At 36.5% G+C, this 17,032-nt stretch carries 18 protein-coding genes; 4 read left to right on the top strand and 14 right to left on the bottom strand.

Annotated features, from left to right (window positions below):
• Position 1: 1 nt before the first annotated feature.
• On the bottom strand, positions 2–1,465 hold the full coding sequence (locus tag P2Q73_RS03475; protein WP_275783938.1) for a type I restriction-modification system subunit M: 1,464 nt from the start codon (positions 1,463–1,465) through the stop codon (positions 2–4).
• A 547-nt stretch (positions 1,466–2,012) separates the two neighbouring features.
• Between P2Q73_RS03475 and P2Q73_RS03470 the strand changes: the two genes are divergently transcribed.
• A complete protein-coding gene (locus P2Q73_RS03470) occupies positions 2,013–2,774 on the top strand; it encodes an NRDE family protein (protein WP_275783935.1) in 762 nt (253 codons plus the stop codon).
• Between the two features lie 267 nt (positions 2,775–3,041).
• Here P2Q73_RS03470 and P2Q73_RS03465 read toward each other — a convergent pair whose 3' ends face one another.
• The 5 genes from P2Q73_RS03465 to P2Q73_RS03445 all read right to left on the bottom strand — a co-directional run bounded on the left by P2Q73_RS03465 (position 3,042) and on the right by P2Q73_RS03445 (position 8,723).
• Positions 3,042–4,079 carry a Gfo/Idh/MocA family protein gene (locus tag P2Q73_RS03465; RefSeq protein ID WP_275783932.1) on the bottom strand — a complete coding sequence of 346 codons (1,038 nt, stop codon included), beginning with the start codon at positions 4,077–4,079 and terminating at the stop codon, positions 3,042–3,044.
• Positions 4,080–4,089: 10 nt separating this feature from the next.
• Positions 4,090–5,064: an ABC transporter permease gene (locus P2Q73_RS03460; RefSeq protein WP_275783929.1), complete on the bottom strand. Its 975-nt coding sequence runs from the start codon at positions 5,062–5,064 to the stop codon at positions 4,090–4,092.
• A complete protein-coding gene (locus tag P2Q73_RS03455; protein WP_275783927.1) occupies positions 5,057–6,571 on the bottom strand; it encodes a sugar ABC transporter ATP-binding protein in 1,515 nt (504 codons plus the stop codon). The genes P2Q73_RS03460 and P2Q73_RS03455 overlap by 8 nt, the downstream gene beginning before the upstream one ends.
• A 78-nt stretch (positions 6,572–6,649) precedes the next feature.
• Entirely contained in the window at positions 6,650–7,618 is a 969-nt protein-coding gene (locus P2Q73_RS03450) for a substrate-binding domain-containing protein (protein WP_275783925.1), read from the bottom strand.
• Positions 7,619–7,739: 121 nt separating this feature from the next.
• On the bottom strand, positions 7,740–8,723 hold the full coding sequence (locus tag P2Q73_RS03445) for a LacI family DNA-binding transcriptional regulator (protein ID WP_275783922.1): 984 nt from the start codon (positions 8,721–8,723) through the stop codon (positions 7,740–7,742).
• Positions 8,724–8,923: 200 nt separating this feature from the next.
• On the opposite strand from P2Q73_RS03445, the gene P2Q73_RS03440 reads away from it, so the two are divergent.
• Positions 8,924–9,892 carry a sugar phosphate isomerase/epimerase family protein gene (locus tag P2Q73_RS03440; protein WP_275783920.1) on the top strand — a complete coding sequence of 323 codons (969 nt, stop codon included), beginning with the start codon at positions 8,924–8,926 and terminating at the stop codon, positions 9,890–9,892.
• A 59-nt stretch (positions 9,893–9,951) separates the two neighbouring features.
• Here the strand turns inward: P2Q73_RS03440 and trhA are convergent, their stop codons facing one another.
• From trhA to P2Q73_RS03420, 4 genes are all read right to left on the bottom strand, one after another.
• Positions 9,952–10,590, bottom strand: coding sequence for a PAQR family membrane homeostasis protein TrhA (trhA, locus tag P2Q73_RS03435; RefSeq protein WP_275783917.1), 639 nt, complete (start codon positions 10,588–10,590; stop codon positions 9,952–9,954).
• Positions 10,591–10,960: 370 nt separating this feature from the next.
• Positions 10,961–11,161 carry a cold-shock protein gene (locus P2Q73_RS03430; protein ID WP_053591738.1) on the bottom strand — a complete coding sequence of 67 codons (201 nt, stop codon included), beginning with the start codon at positions 11,159–11,161 and terminating at the stop codon, positions 10,961–10,963.
• A 178-nt stretch (positions 11,162–11,339) separates the two neighbouring features.
• Positions 11,340–11,855 (bottom strand): hypothetical protein, encoded by a 516-nt coding sequence (locus tag P2Q73_RS03425; protein WP_275783914.1) that lies wholly within the window; start codon positions 11,853–11,855, stop codon positions 11,340–11,342.
• Positions 11,856–12,040: 185 nt separating this feature from the next.
• Positions 12,041–13,147 carry an HD-GYP domain-containing protein gene (locus tag P2Q73_RS03420; RefSeq protein WP_275783912.1) on the bottom strand — a complete coding sequence of 369 codons (1,107 nt, stop codon included), beginning with the start codon at positions 13,145–13,147 and terminating at the stop codon, positions 12,041–12,043.
• Positions 13,148–13,412: 265 nt separating this feature from the next.
• On the opposite strand from P2Q73_RS03420, the gene P2Q73_RS03415 reads away from it, so the two are divergent.
• Positions 13,413–13,829 carry a helix-turn-helix domain-containing protein gene (locus P2Q73_RS03415; RefSeq protein WP_275783909.1) on the top strand — a complete coding sequence of 139 codons (417 nt, stop codon included), beginning with the start codon at positions 13,413–13,415 and terminating at the stop codon, positions 13,827–13,829.
• A 97-nt stretch (positions 13,830–13,926) separates the two neighbouring features.
• Here P2Q73_RS03415 and P2Q73_RS03410 read toward each other — a convergent pair whose 3' ends face one another.
• Complete coding sequence (locus P2Q73_RS03410) at positions 13,927–14,496, bottom strand: TetR/AcrR family transcriptional regulator (RefSeq protein WP_275783907.1); 570 nt, start codon at positions 14,494–14,496, stop codon at positions 13,927–13,929.
• Positions 14,497–14,643: 147 nt separating this feature from the next.
• Between P2Q73_RS03410 and P2Q73_RS03405 the strand changes: the two genes are divergently transcribed.
• Positions 14,644–15,402: an SDR family oxidoreductase gene (locus tag P2Q73_RS03405; RefSeq protein WP_056833481.1), complete on the top strand. Its 759-nt coding sequence runs from the start codon at positions 14,644–14,646 to the stop codon at positions 15,400–15,402.
• Between the two features lie 63 nt (positions 15,403–15,465).
• Here the strand turns inward: P2Q73_RS03405 and P2Q73_RS03400 are convergent, their stop codons facing one another.
• From P2Q73_RS03400 to P2Q73_RS03390, 3 genes are all read right to left on the bottom strand, one after another.
• Positions 15,466–15,846: a VOC family protein gene (locus tag P2Q73_RS03400; RefSeq protein WP_056833482.1), complete on the bottom strand. Its 381-nt coding sequence runs from the start codon at positions 15,844–15,846 to the stop codon at positions 15,466–15,468.
• A 21-nt stretch (positions 15,847–15,867) separates the two neighbouring features.
• Complete coding sequence (locus P2Q73_RS03395; RefSeq protein WP_275783901.1) at positions 15,868–16,311, bottom strand: hypothetical protein; 444 nt, start codon at positions 16,309–16,311, stop codon at positions 15,868–15,870.
• A gap of 68 nt (positions 16,312–16,379) precedes the next feature.
• Positions 16,380–16,988 (bottom strand): pyroglutamyl-peptidase I, encoded by a 609-nt coding sequence (locus tag P2Q73_RS03390; protein ID WP_275783898.1) that lies wholly within the window; start codon positions 16,986–16,988, stop codon positions 16,380–16,382.
• Between the last annotated feature and the right edge of the window lie 44 nt (positions 16,989–17,032).

Below are 17,032 nucleotides of genomic sequence, written 5' to 3'. Positions count from 1 at the left end.
CTTACTTTCCTCCCAATAACTCTTTTAACACTTTTAAATCAGCAATTATTTGTTGTTCCATTTCTTCAACTTTTTCAATCAAAATATGAGGACTTTCAAACTCTACTTCCTCATACTCAATTTCTTTATATTTATTTATCGATAAATCATAGTCATTCCCACGAATTTCATCGGCCGGTACGAAGAAGGATTGTTCTGTGCGTTTACGTTTGTGCTCATCTTGAAGATTGCTATAGCGTTCTATTATATCTGAAATGTCGTTCGCTTCAATTTTCGCACGTTTATCATCTAGTGACAGTCCGTCTGCTTTCATATCATAGAACCACACATTATCTGTTCCACCTGCACCCGTTTTCGTGAAAATCATAATCGCCGTTGAAACCCCCGCATATGGCTTGAATACACCACTTGGCATGGAAATTATGGCTTCGAGTTTGTTGTTATCAATAATTTCCTTGCGAATTGCTTTATGTGCAGTGGAACTACCGAATAATACGCCATCAGGTACGATAACAGCAGCTCTCCCACCTGGTTTTAAAATACGCAAGAAAAGTGATAAGAATAGAAGCTCTGTTTTCTTTGTTTTTGCAACTGTTAGTAAATCATTTGAAACGGCTTCGTAATCAAGAGAACCTTTAAATGGTGGATTGGCCAACACTAATGTGTAGGTTTCTTTTTCTTTATTGTCTTCTGATAGTGAGTCTCGATACGAGATGTTCGGGCTATCCACACCATGGAGCATCATGTTCATAGCTCCGATTCGTAACATCGTTGAGTCCATATCGTTTCCGTAGAACATATCATTATGAAAATGTTCTTTTAAACCTTGAACAAGAAATAAATCATTATGATTTTCACGTAAATACTCACTTGCTGCTACTAGGAAGCCAGCTGTCCCCATGGCTGGATCTATAATTTTATCTTCTGGTGTAGGCTTCATTAGTTCCACGATCATTTTAATGATATGGCGTGGTGTACGGAATTGTCCGTTTGTACCTGATGTTGCGATTTTGGATAATAGATACTCATATACATCCCCTTGTGTATCTCGGTCTTTCATTGGAATGTTATCAAGGGCTGATACGACTTTTTGTAATGTTGATGGCTTATTAATTTGGAATATTGCATCTTTCATATATGTTGAGAATGCCGAATCTTCTTTCCCACCTAATGTTTTAATGAATGGGAAAATTTCTTGTACCATGACGTTGTACATTTCCTCTGCACTGCCAAGTTGTTTAAATTGGTGCCAGCGTATATATTGCTTATCTTTAGGGAATAAACTTTCATGGGCCAAGCCAAGAAATTCTGCTTCCTGTTCTTTTGTTAATTCAGCATCATCTATACCTTTCATAAATAGAAAATATGTTAATTGTTCAATATTTGTTAATGGATTTGTACTGCCTTCTGTCCATAAAGTTGTCCAAATACTGTCGATTTTATTTTTAATTTCACCTGTAATCATGTAATGTTGCCTCCTAATTTTTTAGGGATAAATATTTATACATCTAGCCATATATATATCCCTATCTTATTTATTGTAACAAATTACATTAAATGTAGGGTGTCTGTTTATTCACTAATTGTGAACGTTGTTTTAAGACCCATGGCATTATATTTCGCTCTTGCTTTTTGAACGTTATAATTAACATAAATTGTATCGGCGAATACACATAGTGTTCCCTGTTGCCAAACTTCTTTATAAAGTTCTAGGCTGGAATTACCAATTCACTTTACCTAGTATTTAACCTCTACATCTTTTCATAGTCTATTTGTTTCTTATACTCTACTGTTGTTTTTAAAATAATCATTTTCCAATTATTAAAATCATGATTTCATTCACCCATATAATGTTCTCCTAATAGATAAATTGGGTTGATTATATACACCTTTGAAAGATATCAATTTTTATAGGCAATCTCATACATATAAGTACTAGCACAAATCTGGTCTTAATTTTTTGACACATGTTATGATTAAAATACTTAAAACGTTTAAAGGGGTAGTTGGAAATGTGTTTGGTGAATTTTCATTTTCAGGAGCATCCGGTTTATAAATTGATTGTTGTAGCAAATCGCGATGAGTTTTATGAGCGACCAACTGCGGCTGCTGGTTTTTGGAAGGATTATCCGGGTATTTTGGCTGGGCGTGATTTGGTGCATATGGGTACATGGCTTGGGGTGACAAGAGACGGTCGTTTTGCGGCGTTAACGAATTATCGAGATCCTAATGAAGCAAAAGGTCGTTTTTCACGAGGGGATATTGTGCGTGATTTTTTAGCTAATGGTGAGGCTTCCGTTGATTTTATTCAAACGCTTGCGAAAAACAAAGGTAAATATGGGGGCTTTAATGTAGTTGTAGGTGACGGCAATCATTTATTTCACTACAACAATATATTAAATGAAATGAATGAAATTCCACCTGGCACGCATAGCTTGAGTAATCATACTTTGAATACTCCTTGGCCGAAGGTTGCAATAGGCAAGAAACAACTAGGTGATTATGTTCGTTCCTGTCCAGGTGAGGTACAGATCGATTCATTGTTCGATATAATTTCTGACCAGACAATAGCGGAAGATCAACATCTACCCAATACTGGTGTTGGTTTAGAGATGGAGAGATTGCTGTCTCCTCTGTTTATAAAAAGTCCTAACTATGGCACTCGTTCATCGACTGTTTTACTTATGGATAAAGAGAATCATGTTACTTTTGTAGAACGAACTTTTCACGAAGGAGTATTCCAAACGGAAAAACGATTTGAATTTACAATTTAATTAAATAAAAAGAAAAGAGTGGCCGAAATTATATTTTCGGCCACTTACTTTCTGACTAGAATAAGTTCGATTCCTTCATTCCCCAAAATCAAATTACTATGTACACGAAGGTTGCAGTGGCGCGAAGGGCAAGCATTCGCTACAAGATTACCTATAAGAGAGAGTTGGAGTAAGTCTAACACGTCACTTACTTAACTCTCTTATCCTTTAGGTAACTATGTAGCAACGAGCAGTCCAAATCGCCACGGAAACCGTAGTCAACATCTGTTATTCAATGGTAACAACCGTATTCGTTTCAGCCGCTTCTATAATACCTAAAATGACTTTTAGAGAAGAGAGTGCATCATCCCCTGTGACAAGCGGAGTTTGATCCAGTCGAATACATTCGATAAAGGCATCTATCACACCACTATTTGTTTGATTGTTGTTTGTTTGGATGTTCTCTAGTTGATACTGTACCTTCTCCCCATCTTTTGTGATCACTTCTAATTGATATTGATCACTATGGTAGATTTTTAAAATACCCTTCTCACAATAGATGATGGTGCTGTTATCTTCTTCTCCGTAATACGTCCAAGAGAAAGCAGCAGTCCCTAATCGTCCTTTTTTCGTTCTTAAGCTACAGACGATGTTATCGCACACTTCTATCGGTTCGTTGTTTTCATTTACTTTGTCTAGTGCTCCTTGAAAAGCACTTACCTGATCGATTTCGTCATCTAATAAGTAATGCAATAAGTCCACTTTGTGGACTCCTAGATCGCCTGCAACACCAAGTCCAGAACGCTCCTTTTGAAAGAACCATGTGGAGTTTGATTTATTCACACCCCATTGTTCTGGGCCAGAGTGTCCAAATGTCGTTCTAAAAGTTAGCACTTTCCCAAGTTCTTCACTTTTTATGATTTCTTTCGCTTTTTGATGCGCGCGAGTAAATCGTTGGTTGTGATCTACCATAAATTTTTTCTCGGATTGCTTTTGGGCATCTACTATTTCTTTAGCATGCTCAATCGTAAGGGCTATTGGCTTTTCACATAAAACATGCTTTCCATTTAGTAATGCTTTTGTAGAAAATATATGATGATATTCATTCGAAGAACAATCGCTAATTACTTGGATAGTGGGATCGGTTAGCAATTCATCCACACTTTGCACTACAGTCCCATCGAACAGGCTTGCTAATGCTGCTGCACGTTCAGGATTTCGATCATAAAAAACGATCTCATCCACAAATGGATTCGCTCTATATTCAGGTGCATGCCGCAATTTTGTTATCGATCCACATCCAATAATGCCTACTTTTAACCCCATATGATCCCTCCTACTCTCTCTTTTGGAATACTACTGCAATAATAATGATTAAACCTTTTACAAACCCTTGCAGGTATGGGGAAACATTCATTAAATTCATCATGTTATTCAGAATACCTAAAATAAGCACTCCAAAAAGTGTTCCAATTATCTTACCTCGACCACCCGTCATTCTTGTACCACCTATAATAACCGCCGCAATCGCATCTAGTTCGTATTGAACTCCTGAACTTGAAGATGAAATAGAGTTTAAGCGGGATGTTTCAATGATCGCTGCAACACTAACTAATAAGCCAGCCAAACTATAGACACCGATTTTAATACGGTCCACACGAATCGCTGAAAGCAATGCTGCTTTTTCATTACTTCCAAGTGCGTACACATATCTTCCGAAGCGTGTCTTGTGCATTAACATATAAACCAGTGCGGTCATGACGAAGAAAATAATGACAGGATAATCAAATATCCATAAATCATTATTTGCGATAGCTGTAAATCCTTGCACTTCTCCTGAAACACTTCCACCTTCGGCAATATATAGTGCAATAGATCGCGCTGATGCCATCATTCCCAATGTGGCGATAAAGGAGGCAATCCTTCCTTTGGCAACCATTAATCCATTCAAGAATCCTGCAAAGGAACCTACGACTAATGCCGTGAAAATCCCAACAAGTATACTTCCTGTCGCATTTAATGCAAGAACCGTAATGACACCGACTAGTGCAAGCACAGATCCAACCGACAAGTCGATCCCACCAGAAAGCATAACGACCGTCATACCTAATGCAACAATTCCGATAATAGATACTTGCATGAGTATATTGAGCTGGTTGTTCATATCTAAAAATCTTGGACTCATAATAGATGATGCTATAAAAATAATAATGAAAGCTATTATGACGCTATATTCTGACCATAGCCATGTAAGACGACTTTTGGCATTTGACACTTGCGGACGATATTCTTTTACATTAATATTAGCCACTTGTTGCGACCTCCCTTTTCGAGCCAGTTGCATAATGCATAATTTCTTCTTCAGTTGCTTCTTCTCCGTTAAACCTTGCTGTTATTTCTCCTTGGTACATCACATTTATTGTATGACATAGCCTCATTACTTCAGGAGCCTCCGAAGACAATATAATTACCGATTTCCCTTGTTCGGCCAATGCAACGATTTGCTGATAAATCTCTTGCTTTGCCCCAACATCAATCCCTTGTGTCGGGTTATCAAATATGAGTATATCTGCACCTACTTCAAGCCATTTTGCAATGATTACTTTTTGTTGGTTACCACCACTTAACTTATCGATTGTGATACGAGGGTTGTGTACTTTGATATTCAGCAGTTCCTTATAATGTTGAAATTTATCTCGTTCGTCATTATCTTGGATAAAGCCAGATTTCTCAAAGTTTCCTATGGAAGATAAACTCATGTTATGAATCACGCTTAAATCTTTAATAATTGCATTTTCTTTTCGATCCTTTGGAACAAGACCTATACCTGCCTTTACGGCTTTTCGGGGGTGATCTATTTTTACTAACTGATTATGGATCTTTATCTCACCAGTGTATTTTTTTCGATATCCGAATATGCTTTCAAAAAGCTCTGTCCTACCGTCTCCAGCTAGTCCAGTAAAACCTACAATCTCCCCTTTTTTCACCTGAAAATGAATGTCTTTAAACAAACCTTGACTTGTTAAGTTGTTCACTTCTAGCAATGTTGGGCCAAATGAATGTTCCTGTATAAATCTATTTTGAGAAATAGATTTACCAACCATTAGCTTGGTGATTGTATCCAAGTCTTCCTGTTCTATATCGCCAGTCTTAATCATTTCTCCGTCACGTAATACGGTATAACGGTCACATACCTCTTTAATTTCCTTTAGTTTATGGGATATATAAATAATCGAGATGCCTGATTTCTTTAAGTTCTTCATTAATTCAAATAAACGGTTTACTTCATGTTCTGCTAATGAGGTTGTAGGTTCATCCATAATGATAAGCGTGGATTTATGAAGCAGTGCCTTGGATATTTCTATTAGTTGTTTATAGGAAGTTGCTAAATTTCGAACGTATTCTTTCGGATTGATGTCTACTCCAAGCTTCGATAAGATTTCATGAGTTTGTTGACACATCTCTTCTACTTTTAAAAAGCCTACTTTGTTTCGAAGTTCTGATCCTAAAAACATATTCTCATAGACTTTGAGGTCAGAAACCATGTTTAGTTCTTGATGGATAAAGCTAATCCCTTGTTCTTGAGATACTCTTGGATTAGCCATTCTGACTTCTTGACCGTTTATGTAGATAGTACCGCTATTCGGTTGATGGACTCCCCCTAAAATATTCATCAATGTGGATTTTCCGGCACCATTTTCACCTAACAATGCATGAATCTCACCTTTTTCAATCTGAAGAGACACATTCTTTACAACTGGTACACCATTAAATGACTTGTTCATGTTCTCCATTTTTATAAAAGGATTTTCAGTCATGTTATTTATCACTCCTTATATAGGAAAAGAGGAAATACAACAACTGTTTACACAACCATTGTATTTCCTGTTATTCATTTAAAATTTAGATTCCGGATCATAGTACTCATCCACGTTTTCTTTTGTTACTTGAGTAGCTTCTTTTACGACCATTGATTCTTCTGGTTCATTGCCTTTAGCGATATCCGCCGCAATTTTCACTGCGTCTTCTACCATCGTTGGTGAGTAAAGGAAAGTAGCTGTCATAAGACCGTCTGCTTTGATATCCTCAAACACCGCTTTACCACCGCCAGCACCTGTTACAAATTGAATGTCTGTACGATTAGCTTCTTTAATAGCTTGTAGTACACCAAGCGCCATTCCATCATCTTGTGTAAACACAGCATCTATTTGCGGATGTGCTTGTAAAATGTTTTGCATCACTTCTAATGATTTTTCAGTAGAGAAGTCACCACTTTGTGAAGCAATAATTTCCATTCCTTCTGCATTTTCCATCGCTTCTTTAAAACCTGATCCGCGTTGTTCTGTAACTGAACTTGGTGGTCCGGAAATTTCCACTACCTTACCTTTTCCATTTAATTTTTCCACAAAGTATTTACCAGCATTTACTCCGATCCCTTCATTGTCCCCTTTGACAACAACTGTAGCCGCATCATTTTCAAGCTCACGGTCCACAATGACTAAAGGAATTCCAGCATCCTTTATTTTTTGTCCCACTGGTGAAAGTGCCGCAGACTCAATTGGAAGCATAACGATAACGTCCACACCTTGTGCGATTAAATCGTCTACATCGTTTGCTTGTTTGTTTGGATCAGCGGCATTTGTCATCACATATTCAATGCCATCGCTTTCTTTAAGAGCTTTTGCTTGCTTTTCCGCACTATCAATTAGTGCTCCCATCCACCCATGTGTTGCTGAAGGTAAAGAAATACCGATTTTTAACGTATCATCTTCTTTTCCATCTGCAGTATTCGTATCATCACTACAAGCTGCCATCATAAAGACTGTTACTAAAGATAAACATAAGATTAGAAATTTCTTCAACACAATTCCCCCTTGAATTTAGTGAATGCTCCCCTTTTTTGTAATCGATTACATCAGCAACTAAGGGCAACGCTCTATTATTAATCCCTTTTAATAACAGAGCGCTGATCTTAGTTGTTTATCCTCATGTAGATTCCCGAATGACTAATTCATGGTTCAATATGACATTATCCACTTCATTTCCTCTGATCTTATCGATTAACATTTCCGCCGCCACCGTACCCATCTTATACATAGGCTGAGCAATCGTTGTGAGCGTAGGGTTTGTCATATTCGAAAAATCAATTTTGTCAAAGCCTATTACCGCTATATCATTTGGTACATGTAATCCAGATGCATTTATTTCTTTTAGTGCCCCTATCGCCAAAAGGTCCGATACTGCAAATATCGCTGTTGGGCGATCGTGCATAGCCAGTATCTTTTTCATCGCCTGTTGTCCGTGCTCAAAGCCTAGATGTTTTGTATAAAGAATATAATCGTTGTTCAACGCTATACCATGTTCTTCTAATGCTCGTTGATATCCCATTTCCCTCTGTCTCGAATAAAGAAATTTATCATCCGAATTCATTAGGGCAATTTTTTTATGGCCGATTTGTATCAAATGCTTAACAGCGCGATAAGAGGCTTCTTCATTATCTATCGTCACATAAGGAATCCCGCTATCGACGTTATACTCACTACATTGAATAATGGAATACTTTTCTGCTAGCTCTTTTAATGTTTCGATATTAACTGCAGGGTCCATTGAAATAATTCCATCCGCCATCTTCTTTCTAACAAGGTCAAAGTAGATATTCTCTTTTTCCGGATTGGAATCTGTTTCACATAATAAGATATTGTAATTCTGACTAAGTGCAACGGTTTCAATCCCTTTAATAATTTCTAAATAGAACGGATTGGAAATGCTCGGGATCAATATTAAAAGAATTCTACTTTCTGAATTTCTTAAATTCCTCCCTAACATACTAGGTTCATAACTTAAATTCTTTATAGCTTCTTCTACTTTAATTCGTGTTTTTGACGATACTGTATTTTGTCCGTTGAGTACTCTGGATACTGTCGCTACAGATACCCCAGCTTGTTTAGCCACCTGTTGGATGTTTGTCATCTCTCTAAGTCTCACTTTCTATGATTTCATTGAAAGAAAAATGAAATCGTTTACATTTACATGTTATTATATTCCGAATTATGCGTCAATATATATTTTTTATTATAAAAATCTATTGATTTACTTGAAAGTTTTATATATGTTATTAATGTAACGGTTTACATTACTGTAAATTCTGATAACTAAGGGAGGTTGTTTTTATGAAACTAGGTGTTTTTACCGTACTCTTCTCTGATAAAAGTTTTGAAGACATGTTAAGCTATGTTTCCTCTAAAGGTATAGAAGCAATTGAATTGGGTACAGGAGGGTATCCTGGTGATGCTCACTGTAAAGTGGATGAACTTTTAAACGATGACAAGAAATTGCAGAGCTTTAAGCAAAAAATTAGCGACCACGGATTAATCATCAGTGCCCTAAGCTGTCATGCAAACCCACTCCATCCACAGAAAAAAATCGCAGATCCCGCTGATGAATTGTTTATAAAGACCATTCATCTAGCATCCAAACTGGGCGTTCCAGTAGTTAATACATTTTCAGGATGTCCAGGAGATCATGAAAATGCCCTTTATCCTAACTGGCCAGTAGCCCCTTGGCCACATGATTTCCAAGAAGTATTAAAATGGCAATGGGAAGAAAAACTGATTCCGTACTGGAAAGAAAAAAATGATTTAGCACAATCACTTAACGTAAAGATTGGATTAGAACTACATGGAGGATTCACTGTACATACTCCTGCTACACTATTGCGATTGAGAGAAGCCTGTGGTCCAATGATTGGTGCTAACCTTGACCCTAGTCATATGTGGTGGCAAGGTATTGATCCAATAGAAGCAATTAAAATACTTGGACGTGAGAATGCCATCCATCATTTCCATGCAAAAGACACAATTATCGATCAGCAAAACATGAACCGGAACGGTCTGACCGATATGACCGATTACGCGAATATGCGTGACCGTGCATGGTATTTTAGATCCGTTGGTTTTGGGCACGATCAAAAAACATGGGCAGACATTATTAGTATTCTACGACTTTATGGGTATGATTATGTTGTAAGTATCGAACATGAGGATGGATTAATGTCGATTGAAGAAGGTTTTACAAAAGCAGTCGAAAACTTAAAGCCGATTATTGTGAAGGATTCTATCAGTCAGATGTGGTGGACTTAGTAGTAAGTGGATAGAAACATTAAACTCCTCTCTTTTACGTATCAGAGAGGAGTTTAAATTTATGGCAATAAAGTCATTACTGCAAAGAAATGTAGTATGGACGCAGCAAGCACAAATATATGCCAGACAGCATGATGGTACGTAAACCCTCTCCATACATAAAAAATCGCACCAAGTGTATAAAGAACACCACCTACAGCCAGATAAATCATGCCTTCAGTCGATACGTTTGCCACTAGGGGTTTCCAAGCAAATACCATAAGCCAGCCCATCACAACGTATAACAACGTCGACGTATGCAAGAAGCGCTTTACAAAATAGGCTTTAAACACCGTACCTGCTATCGCAAGCCCCCATACAATCCCAAATAGCGTCCAACCAAGTGACCCTTTTACTGCAAGAAATAAAAAAGGAGTATACGTCCCTGCTATAAAAAAGTAAATGGACGAGTGATCCATTATCTCAAACACATCTTTCGCACGACCAGCTGGAAACCCATGGACAAGTGTAGAAGACGCATACAACAGCACCATCGTTGCTCCGAACAAGGTAAAACTTACCACATGCCACGCCGTCCCTTTTGACACAGAAGACACGATCAAAATGACAAGTGCAGCTATACTTAAAAGAGCCCCAATCCCGTGAATGATTGCATTGGCAATCTCCTCACGCTTCGAAAATATATGTGTATTACTCATCTTAGTTCATCTCCATCTAATGATTCATCTATTTCCTATGCTATCACTTTGTACCGATAAAAGCAGATACAAACTAGTTATTATTGAATATATTTTATAGGCTCAGAATTTTTTCTATCTGGACGTATTTTCTTTTATACGGTCAGAAACAATTCTATCCGGTCGTATTTTCTTTTATCCGGTCAAAAATATTTCTATCCGGTCGTATTTTCTTTTATACGGTCAGAAACAATTCTATCCGGTCGTATTTTCTTTTATCCGGTCAAAAATATTTCTATCCGGAAGTATTTCAATTAAAATGACAAAAAAAGAGACACTCTTTTCAGAGTGTCTCGAATTCACAGTTAAACATTTACTTCATTCCGAAGAATTAAAGTTTTACGATGTTAACTGCTTGTGGTCCACGTTGACCTTGTTCTACTTCAAATTCCACTTTTTGACCTTCGTCAAGTGATTTGAAACCTTCGCCTTGGATTGCTGAGAAGTGAGCGAATACGTCGTTTCCGCCTTCAACTTCGATAAATCCAAAACCTTTTTCTGCGTTAAACCATTTTACTGTACCTTGTGTCATTTAAAAGACCTCCAAAAATTGTAGTGAATAAAAAATTCACATATTACAAAAAGTACCGAACAAACACGATTACTTTTTGTAATATGTGAATTCATTGTTTCTGTTAAGCAATTTAATTATTGTCTTTACTATATAACAGTTTTATACATTTGTCTACCAATATCCACTGAGTACAGATTTAAATACTATGCAGTTCTTCTAACGTTTCTAAAACATGCTCCAGAAAATCTTCAATATCCCCCATGTGTTCTTCGTTAATTTTACGAGTAAACTTTACTTCAATCGTGTCAAGATAGCTTGGTTCTTCTTGGTTGAACAGGAAGCTCAATGTCTGTGACAGCTCCACATCATCTTCCCAAATATCGTTTAGATTTTGTTCAATAATTTTGCATTGAATAGGAAAATTTTGAACTTGCTTGTAGAATCTTAACAGTAAGGAACACCCTAAATTTGTTCCAGGAAGCTCTAATATCTCCCCTGCCAGTTCATCTAATGAGGCCTTTAATATAATCTCTGCTGTAACGTCTTGAGGGTTGACGAGAGTAAATTGAACAGAAAATTCTCTAGCCAAAATGGATAAATCAATTTGGTCCACCCGGTTTGTAATAATGATTTTCCGTTCTATATTATCTAAATCATACACCTGGTTTTCCAATGCAACTTTTAAATTCTCAAAAATAGTTGGATCAAACATATAGATTCCTCCAAAAAGATTCCGTAGAGCTTTTCTTTATACTAGCCACTTTTTATCGAAATTATATCACAAAGGGTACTTGCATTATTGAATATTATAAAAGACTACCGAAGTCATCTCTTAACAGAAATATCAATTAAAAAATCCAATCTCTTTTTGTAAGTAAACATCGTGATTTATTACTCTTAAATCAATGCGTCCGCCATTACAATTTCAAGGGTTAGGTTTTCCATTGCTCCTAAATTTATCTCATATGGAGCCACATTTTCATTTTCTTCATTCTTAACAATGCGAACTTCAGGACGTCCCGCTGCCTGGTAGTTATATTGTGTGACGATACCTGTTCGACCATCATTTAATGTTACGGTTAAGCCTGGTGGATAGATGGCGATACACTCTTTAAATAAATTGACTTGATGTGTGTCGAACTGAGCGTCACTTCCAGCATACAGAATTTCTAGTCCTTGATGAGGCATCACAGCCCGCCTGAATGCTCTTGGATTTGTTACCGCATCAAACACATCCGCTACACTGATGATTTTCGCATATTTATGAATTTCATCTCCCTTTAATCCTCTTGGGTATCCCATCCCATCGATTCTTTCGTGATGCTGAAAAGCACAATGAGCAACTGGTAAAGGGATTTCATGTATTTTTCGTAGAGTATCAAAGCCCTTTTCACAATGTTGTTTGACTAGGGCGTATTCCTCTTTCGTTAACTCCCCGGGCTTATTTAAAATATCTAGTGGAATATGCACCTTACCTAAATCGTGTAACATGGCCCCCAATCCAATTTCTTCAATATTCTTAAGAGGCAATCCATTTTCGATAGCAAGCTGACAAGCATATATAGAAACGTTTAACGAATGATTGAACACATAATTTTCATGTACTTTTGTCGAAGCTAGTAAATTTAATGCATTTTGATTGTCTGTTAGTGACGCTAGTATATCCTTAAATACTTTTTGAAAACTTCTTATAGCTCTACCTGTTTTCATCATCCCTTGAAGATTAGAGTTGGAATGACTTAGATCCATTAAAGTTTGGAATCCTTCCGTAATCGTATTTAAAGCTTCCATGCGTAAAGCTTCTGGAATAGATTCAATAATCTCTATTCCTTCAGATACTTCATCTTCTATGTAAACAGTTGTAACATTATATTTATGTAACTTAAGGATGATTCGATCTCTTAGTTCTGCTCCCTTTGCTAACAGAATTTTACCTTTGTCATTATATATTGGTTTGCCCAACCTCATCCCCGGCTGACATTGATCAATTTTAACTAAACGCATTCGACTACTCCCTATTCTTAGTATAATGAGTCTATTTTACTTATATTTAATCTTACATTCATACTAAAGGTAATAATTATATGTAGTTCTATTATATTATAAATTTAAGAAAAATAGAATAGACATGATTAGAAAGTAGTTGTTAAAAGGCCGAAAAGGAACTCGAACAATTAAAACATGAGGTTAAAGTGAATTGACAAACTGTGACTCATGCATTTATCATGTATCACGGAATAACGAAATCATTTTTAGGAGATAGATACTGATGAAAAAAATAATGGTTAAGGATTTATTAGAACAAGGACATAGCTCCATGAATGATATAGTAATGGATACGGCTGGTTTACTGGAAGAAGCATACTTTGTTATTAAGATAGATGACTTGTTGAAAGAACGAGGGATTACTCAAAAAGACTTAGCTCAGATGACGGGCATGCGCGTTGGTACGATATCAGAGATTATAAATGGTAAAGGAATTAGCTTAAATAAAGTGCAGCTTTTTGCTATTATGGCTGCTTTAAGAGTTAAGAGCATAAATGACCTGTATGAAATGAAATTCCCAGAGGACTTAGAGGAAACTTTTTATACAGAACAGGCCGAGTGGAAATCAAGTAAAGAAATGCCTTTAGCAGTTAAAGAGATGTACAAAAAGAATGTACTGAAAGCTTCAGGATTAAAATAAGACATTATATATATAAAAAAGAGGAGTCAGGAATTAACCTGCTCCTCTTTGTTTTTTCTAGAGAAAAGTTTCTACATAAGTTGAATGTTTCTATCTTCTATTCCATATTCATTTTCACATTCAAAATCTTCACGAGCTGCTCGTTCAAATAGCTTGCACTGTGTTCAAAGTCTCCCTTGTACCATTCAATAATGATTCCGATAATGGCATTAGCTTGATAAGCACTGTTTAAATTCATATTGATTCCCTCTTCTAATTTCACCGCTTTATCTGTATGTAATAGTGAATTTATTTTCTCAAATAATAAATAGTAATAGGTTAATGGTGCGTTTTTAGAAAAAACAATTTTATAAAAGGGCTTGTATTTTTCAATATGATGAAAGATTCGAATAGTAGACGGATCTAGGCTACTTGTTTTTAGAACTAGTACATGGCGATATGGTTCTTCATATGAGCTTGCTAAGTCTTCCATAATTTCTTGGAAGTATTCTTCAAACAAGTCTTCCACCCGGCCGTAATGCAAATAGAATGTCCCCCGATTGATTTTAGCTTTTCTGCATATTTCAGAAATAGAAAGGGTTTCTAATGATTTTTCTTTCAGTAATTCTAACAATGCCTCGTGAAGGGATTCTTTCGTTTTGACAATTCGTATATCGATAGAAGACAATTTATTTCACCTCTTATTGAACAATTTTCTATGAAGTTGTTCATTACTGAACAGTTAGCTTATTTTTGCATATTGAAAGCGTTTACTTCTATTTATTATAATAGTTATTGAACAAGTGTACGATAAAATTCAAGGAGGTATTCTCTTATGAAACTAGAAGGTAAAGTAGCGATTGTAACGGGTGCTGCATCAGGTATGGGGAAAGCAATTGCTGAAGGCTATGCAGTAGAAGGAGCAAAAGTCGTTGTTTCTGATATGAATTTAGAAGGAGCAACTGCTGTAGCTGAAGGTATTAAAGCAGCTGGTGGTGAAGCGATTGCTATTCAAACGAATGTAACATCAGAAGAAGATGTAAAACGTTTATTCGACGAAACGAAAACTGCTTTTGGAAAGCTAGACATTTTAGTAAACAATGCAGGTATTATGGATGGTATGGAACCTGTTGGGGATATTTCGGACGAACGTTGGGAACGTGTATTTGCAGTCAATACTGTTGCCGTTATGCGCACAATGCGTTTAGCAATCCCTATCTTCCTTGAACAAGGTCACGGGACATTTGTAAATAATATTTCTGCTGGTGGTTTATACGGCGCTCGTGCAGGTGCTGCTTATACTGCATCTAAACACGCTGTTGTGGGCTTAACTAAAAACACTGCATTTATGTATGCAGACAAAAACATTCGTTGTAACGGATTTGCCCCTGGTGCTGTGGCAACAAACATCGGTTCAACAATGACAAATATCAACGAACTTGGAGCATCTCGTCAAGCTCTTGGTATGGCAATCAACCCTCGTGTTGGTCAACCTGAAGAAATTGCTAAACTAGCTATCTTCTTAGGTTCTGATGAAGCAAGCTTTGTAAACGGACAAGTTATAGCAATCGATGCTGGTTGGTCAGCTTACTAAAATAAATGAGGAAGAGCACTAAACGACATGTTAAGTGCTCTTTTTTATAGTATTTAGTATTTCCTACTTTTTCTCTAATATTGCAAAGTAATTGTTCTCATTATCCGCAAAGTTAAATACTTTTCCTTCAGGTATTTCCACAAGTTCCCCAACCGTAATTTGTTTTTCCGAGAAGTCTTTATATAATTGATCTAGATTTTCAGAGAAGAACATTAATGATGGTGTTTCTAAGCTAACTCCCGGTGACATTTTTGCAACTAACTCTTTATTGTGAAGGACAATGCTAGTTTCTGCGTCTTTAGTTGGAGCAATTTCAAACCACTTCATTCCTTGTCCATTGTCTACTTCAGATTTAACAATGAATCCTAGTTTTTCTGTCCAAAATTTAACGGATTCCTCTTGGTTGTTTACATAGAGCATAATTTGGCCTAGTTTAGTAATCATTTTCTTCACTCCTATAATTTTTTATTTACTCATAAATTTACTTTCAATTTCAGCAAAGAATTCTTTCGATAAAAGTACAAAATCTTCTTTTCTTATTTTAATTTCGTCCCCATTTTGATACTTTAAAACGGACTTAGCATGGTCGTATTTAATCGTTTTATTTGGAATCAAAATACAATTATTTTCCTTTATAGAATCACAGAGCATCCTTACCTCATTTAATGGATTACCGTCTTTCTTTTCAAGATTTCTACTTCTATTGTTAAAATAGTTATCTAAAACTAACACCATATTATTAAAGAAATTCGGTTCAAAAGATTCAATTGCGGATTTCAGCTCAACATTACTATTTCCGGCTTGTTTTTTTGCCGTTGTTATTAAGTTCTCGTAGGTTTTTAACTGTATATCCACTTTTAAACGACATTCATTTATATATTCTTGAGAATAGGCGTACATGGAAAGCATGTGTATTTTCCTTTCGATTTAATAGTTTTTTAACTGAGTAACTCTCCATCATGTAGTGCTCTTTCAGTTTAGTTTTCCCCAAGTACTTCAATACATAGCGCTATACTCTTTTTCAAATCTGCATGAGACCAACTTGGAATCTTTCCATGCTGAATAGCGAGCTCGTGCGATGCAGGAATATGGATGAAGCCTGCTGGCATGTCAGGTTTATTTGTTTTTGCGTAGTGCAAGCCTTCATACATAACATTGTTGCAAAGATAGGTACCTGCTGTGTTGGAGATGGATGCTGGTAGTCCTTCTTCCAGTAGTTTGTTTACCATTTGGCGAATAGGCAAAGTGGAGAAGTACCCTGGCTCTCCTTCCATTTGAATAGATTCATCTATTGGTGTATGCCCTTCGTTGTCTGCTGCTCCATCTTTTACGTTTATAGCAATACGCTCTGGGGTGATTTTGTATCTTCCTCCTGCTAGTCCTAATGAGATGACTGCATCTGGATCGATTTCTTCTATATGTGCAAGCAGCTCTTTTCCTGAAGAGGCGAAATCTACAGTCAGTACTCTGCCATATATTTCATATTCACCAATATGCTGCCCATTTAGTTCCTCTACAATACGCATCGTTGGATTCACCGTAAAGGATAAAAAAGGTTCAAAACCTGTTAATAGAAGTTTCTTCATTTCATTGCCCCCTTGTTCTTTATCCATAGTTTGTATTTCTTCAT

Origin of the sequence: Bacillus sp. Cr_A10 (assembly GCF_029222665.1) — a bacterium.
In the GTDB taxonomy this organism is placed as follows: domain Bacteria; phylum Bacillota; class Bacilli; order Bacillales_A; family Planococcaceae; genus Psychrobacillus.
The sequence above is the reverse complement of the archived record's forward strand: the minus strand, read 5'-3'. Positions and strand labels throughout refer to the sequence as shown.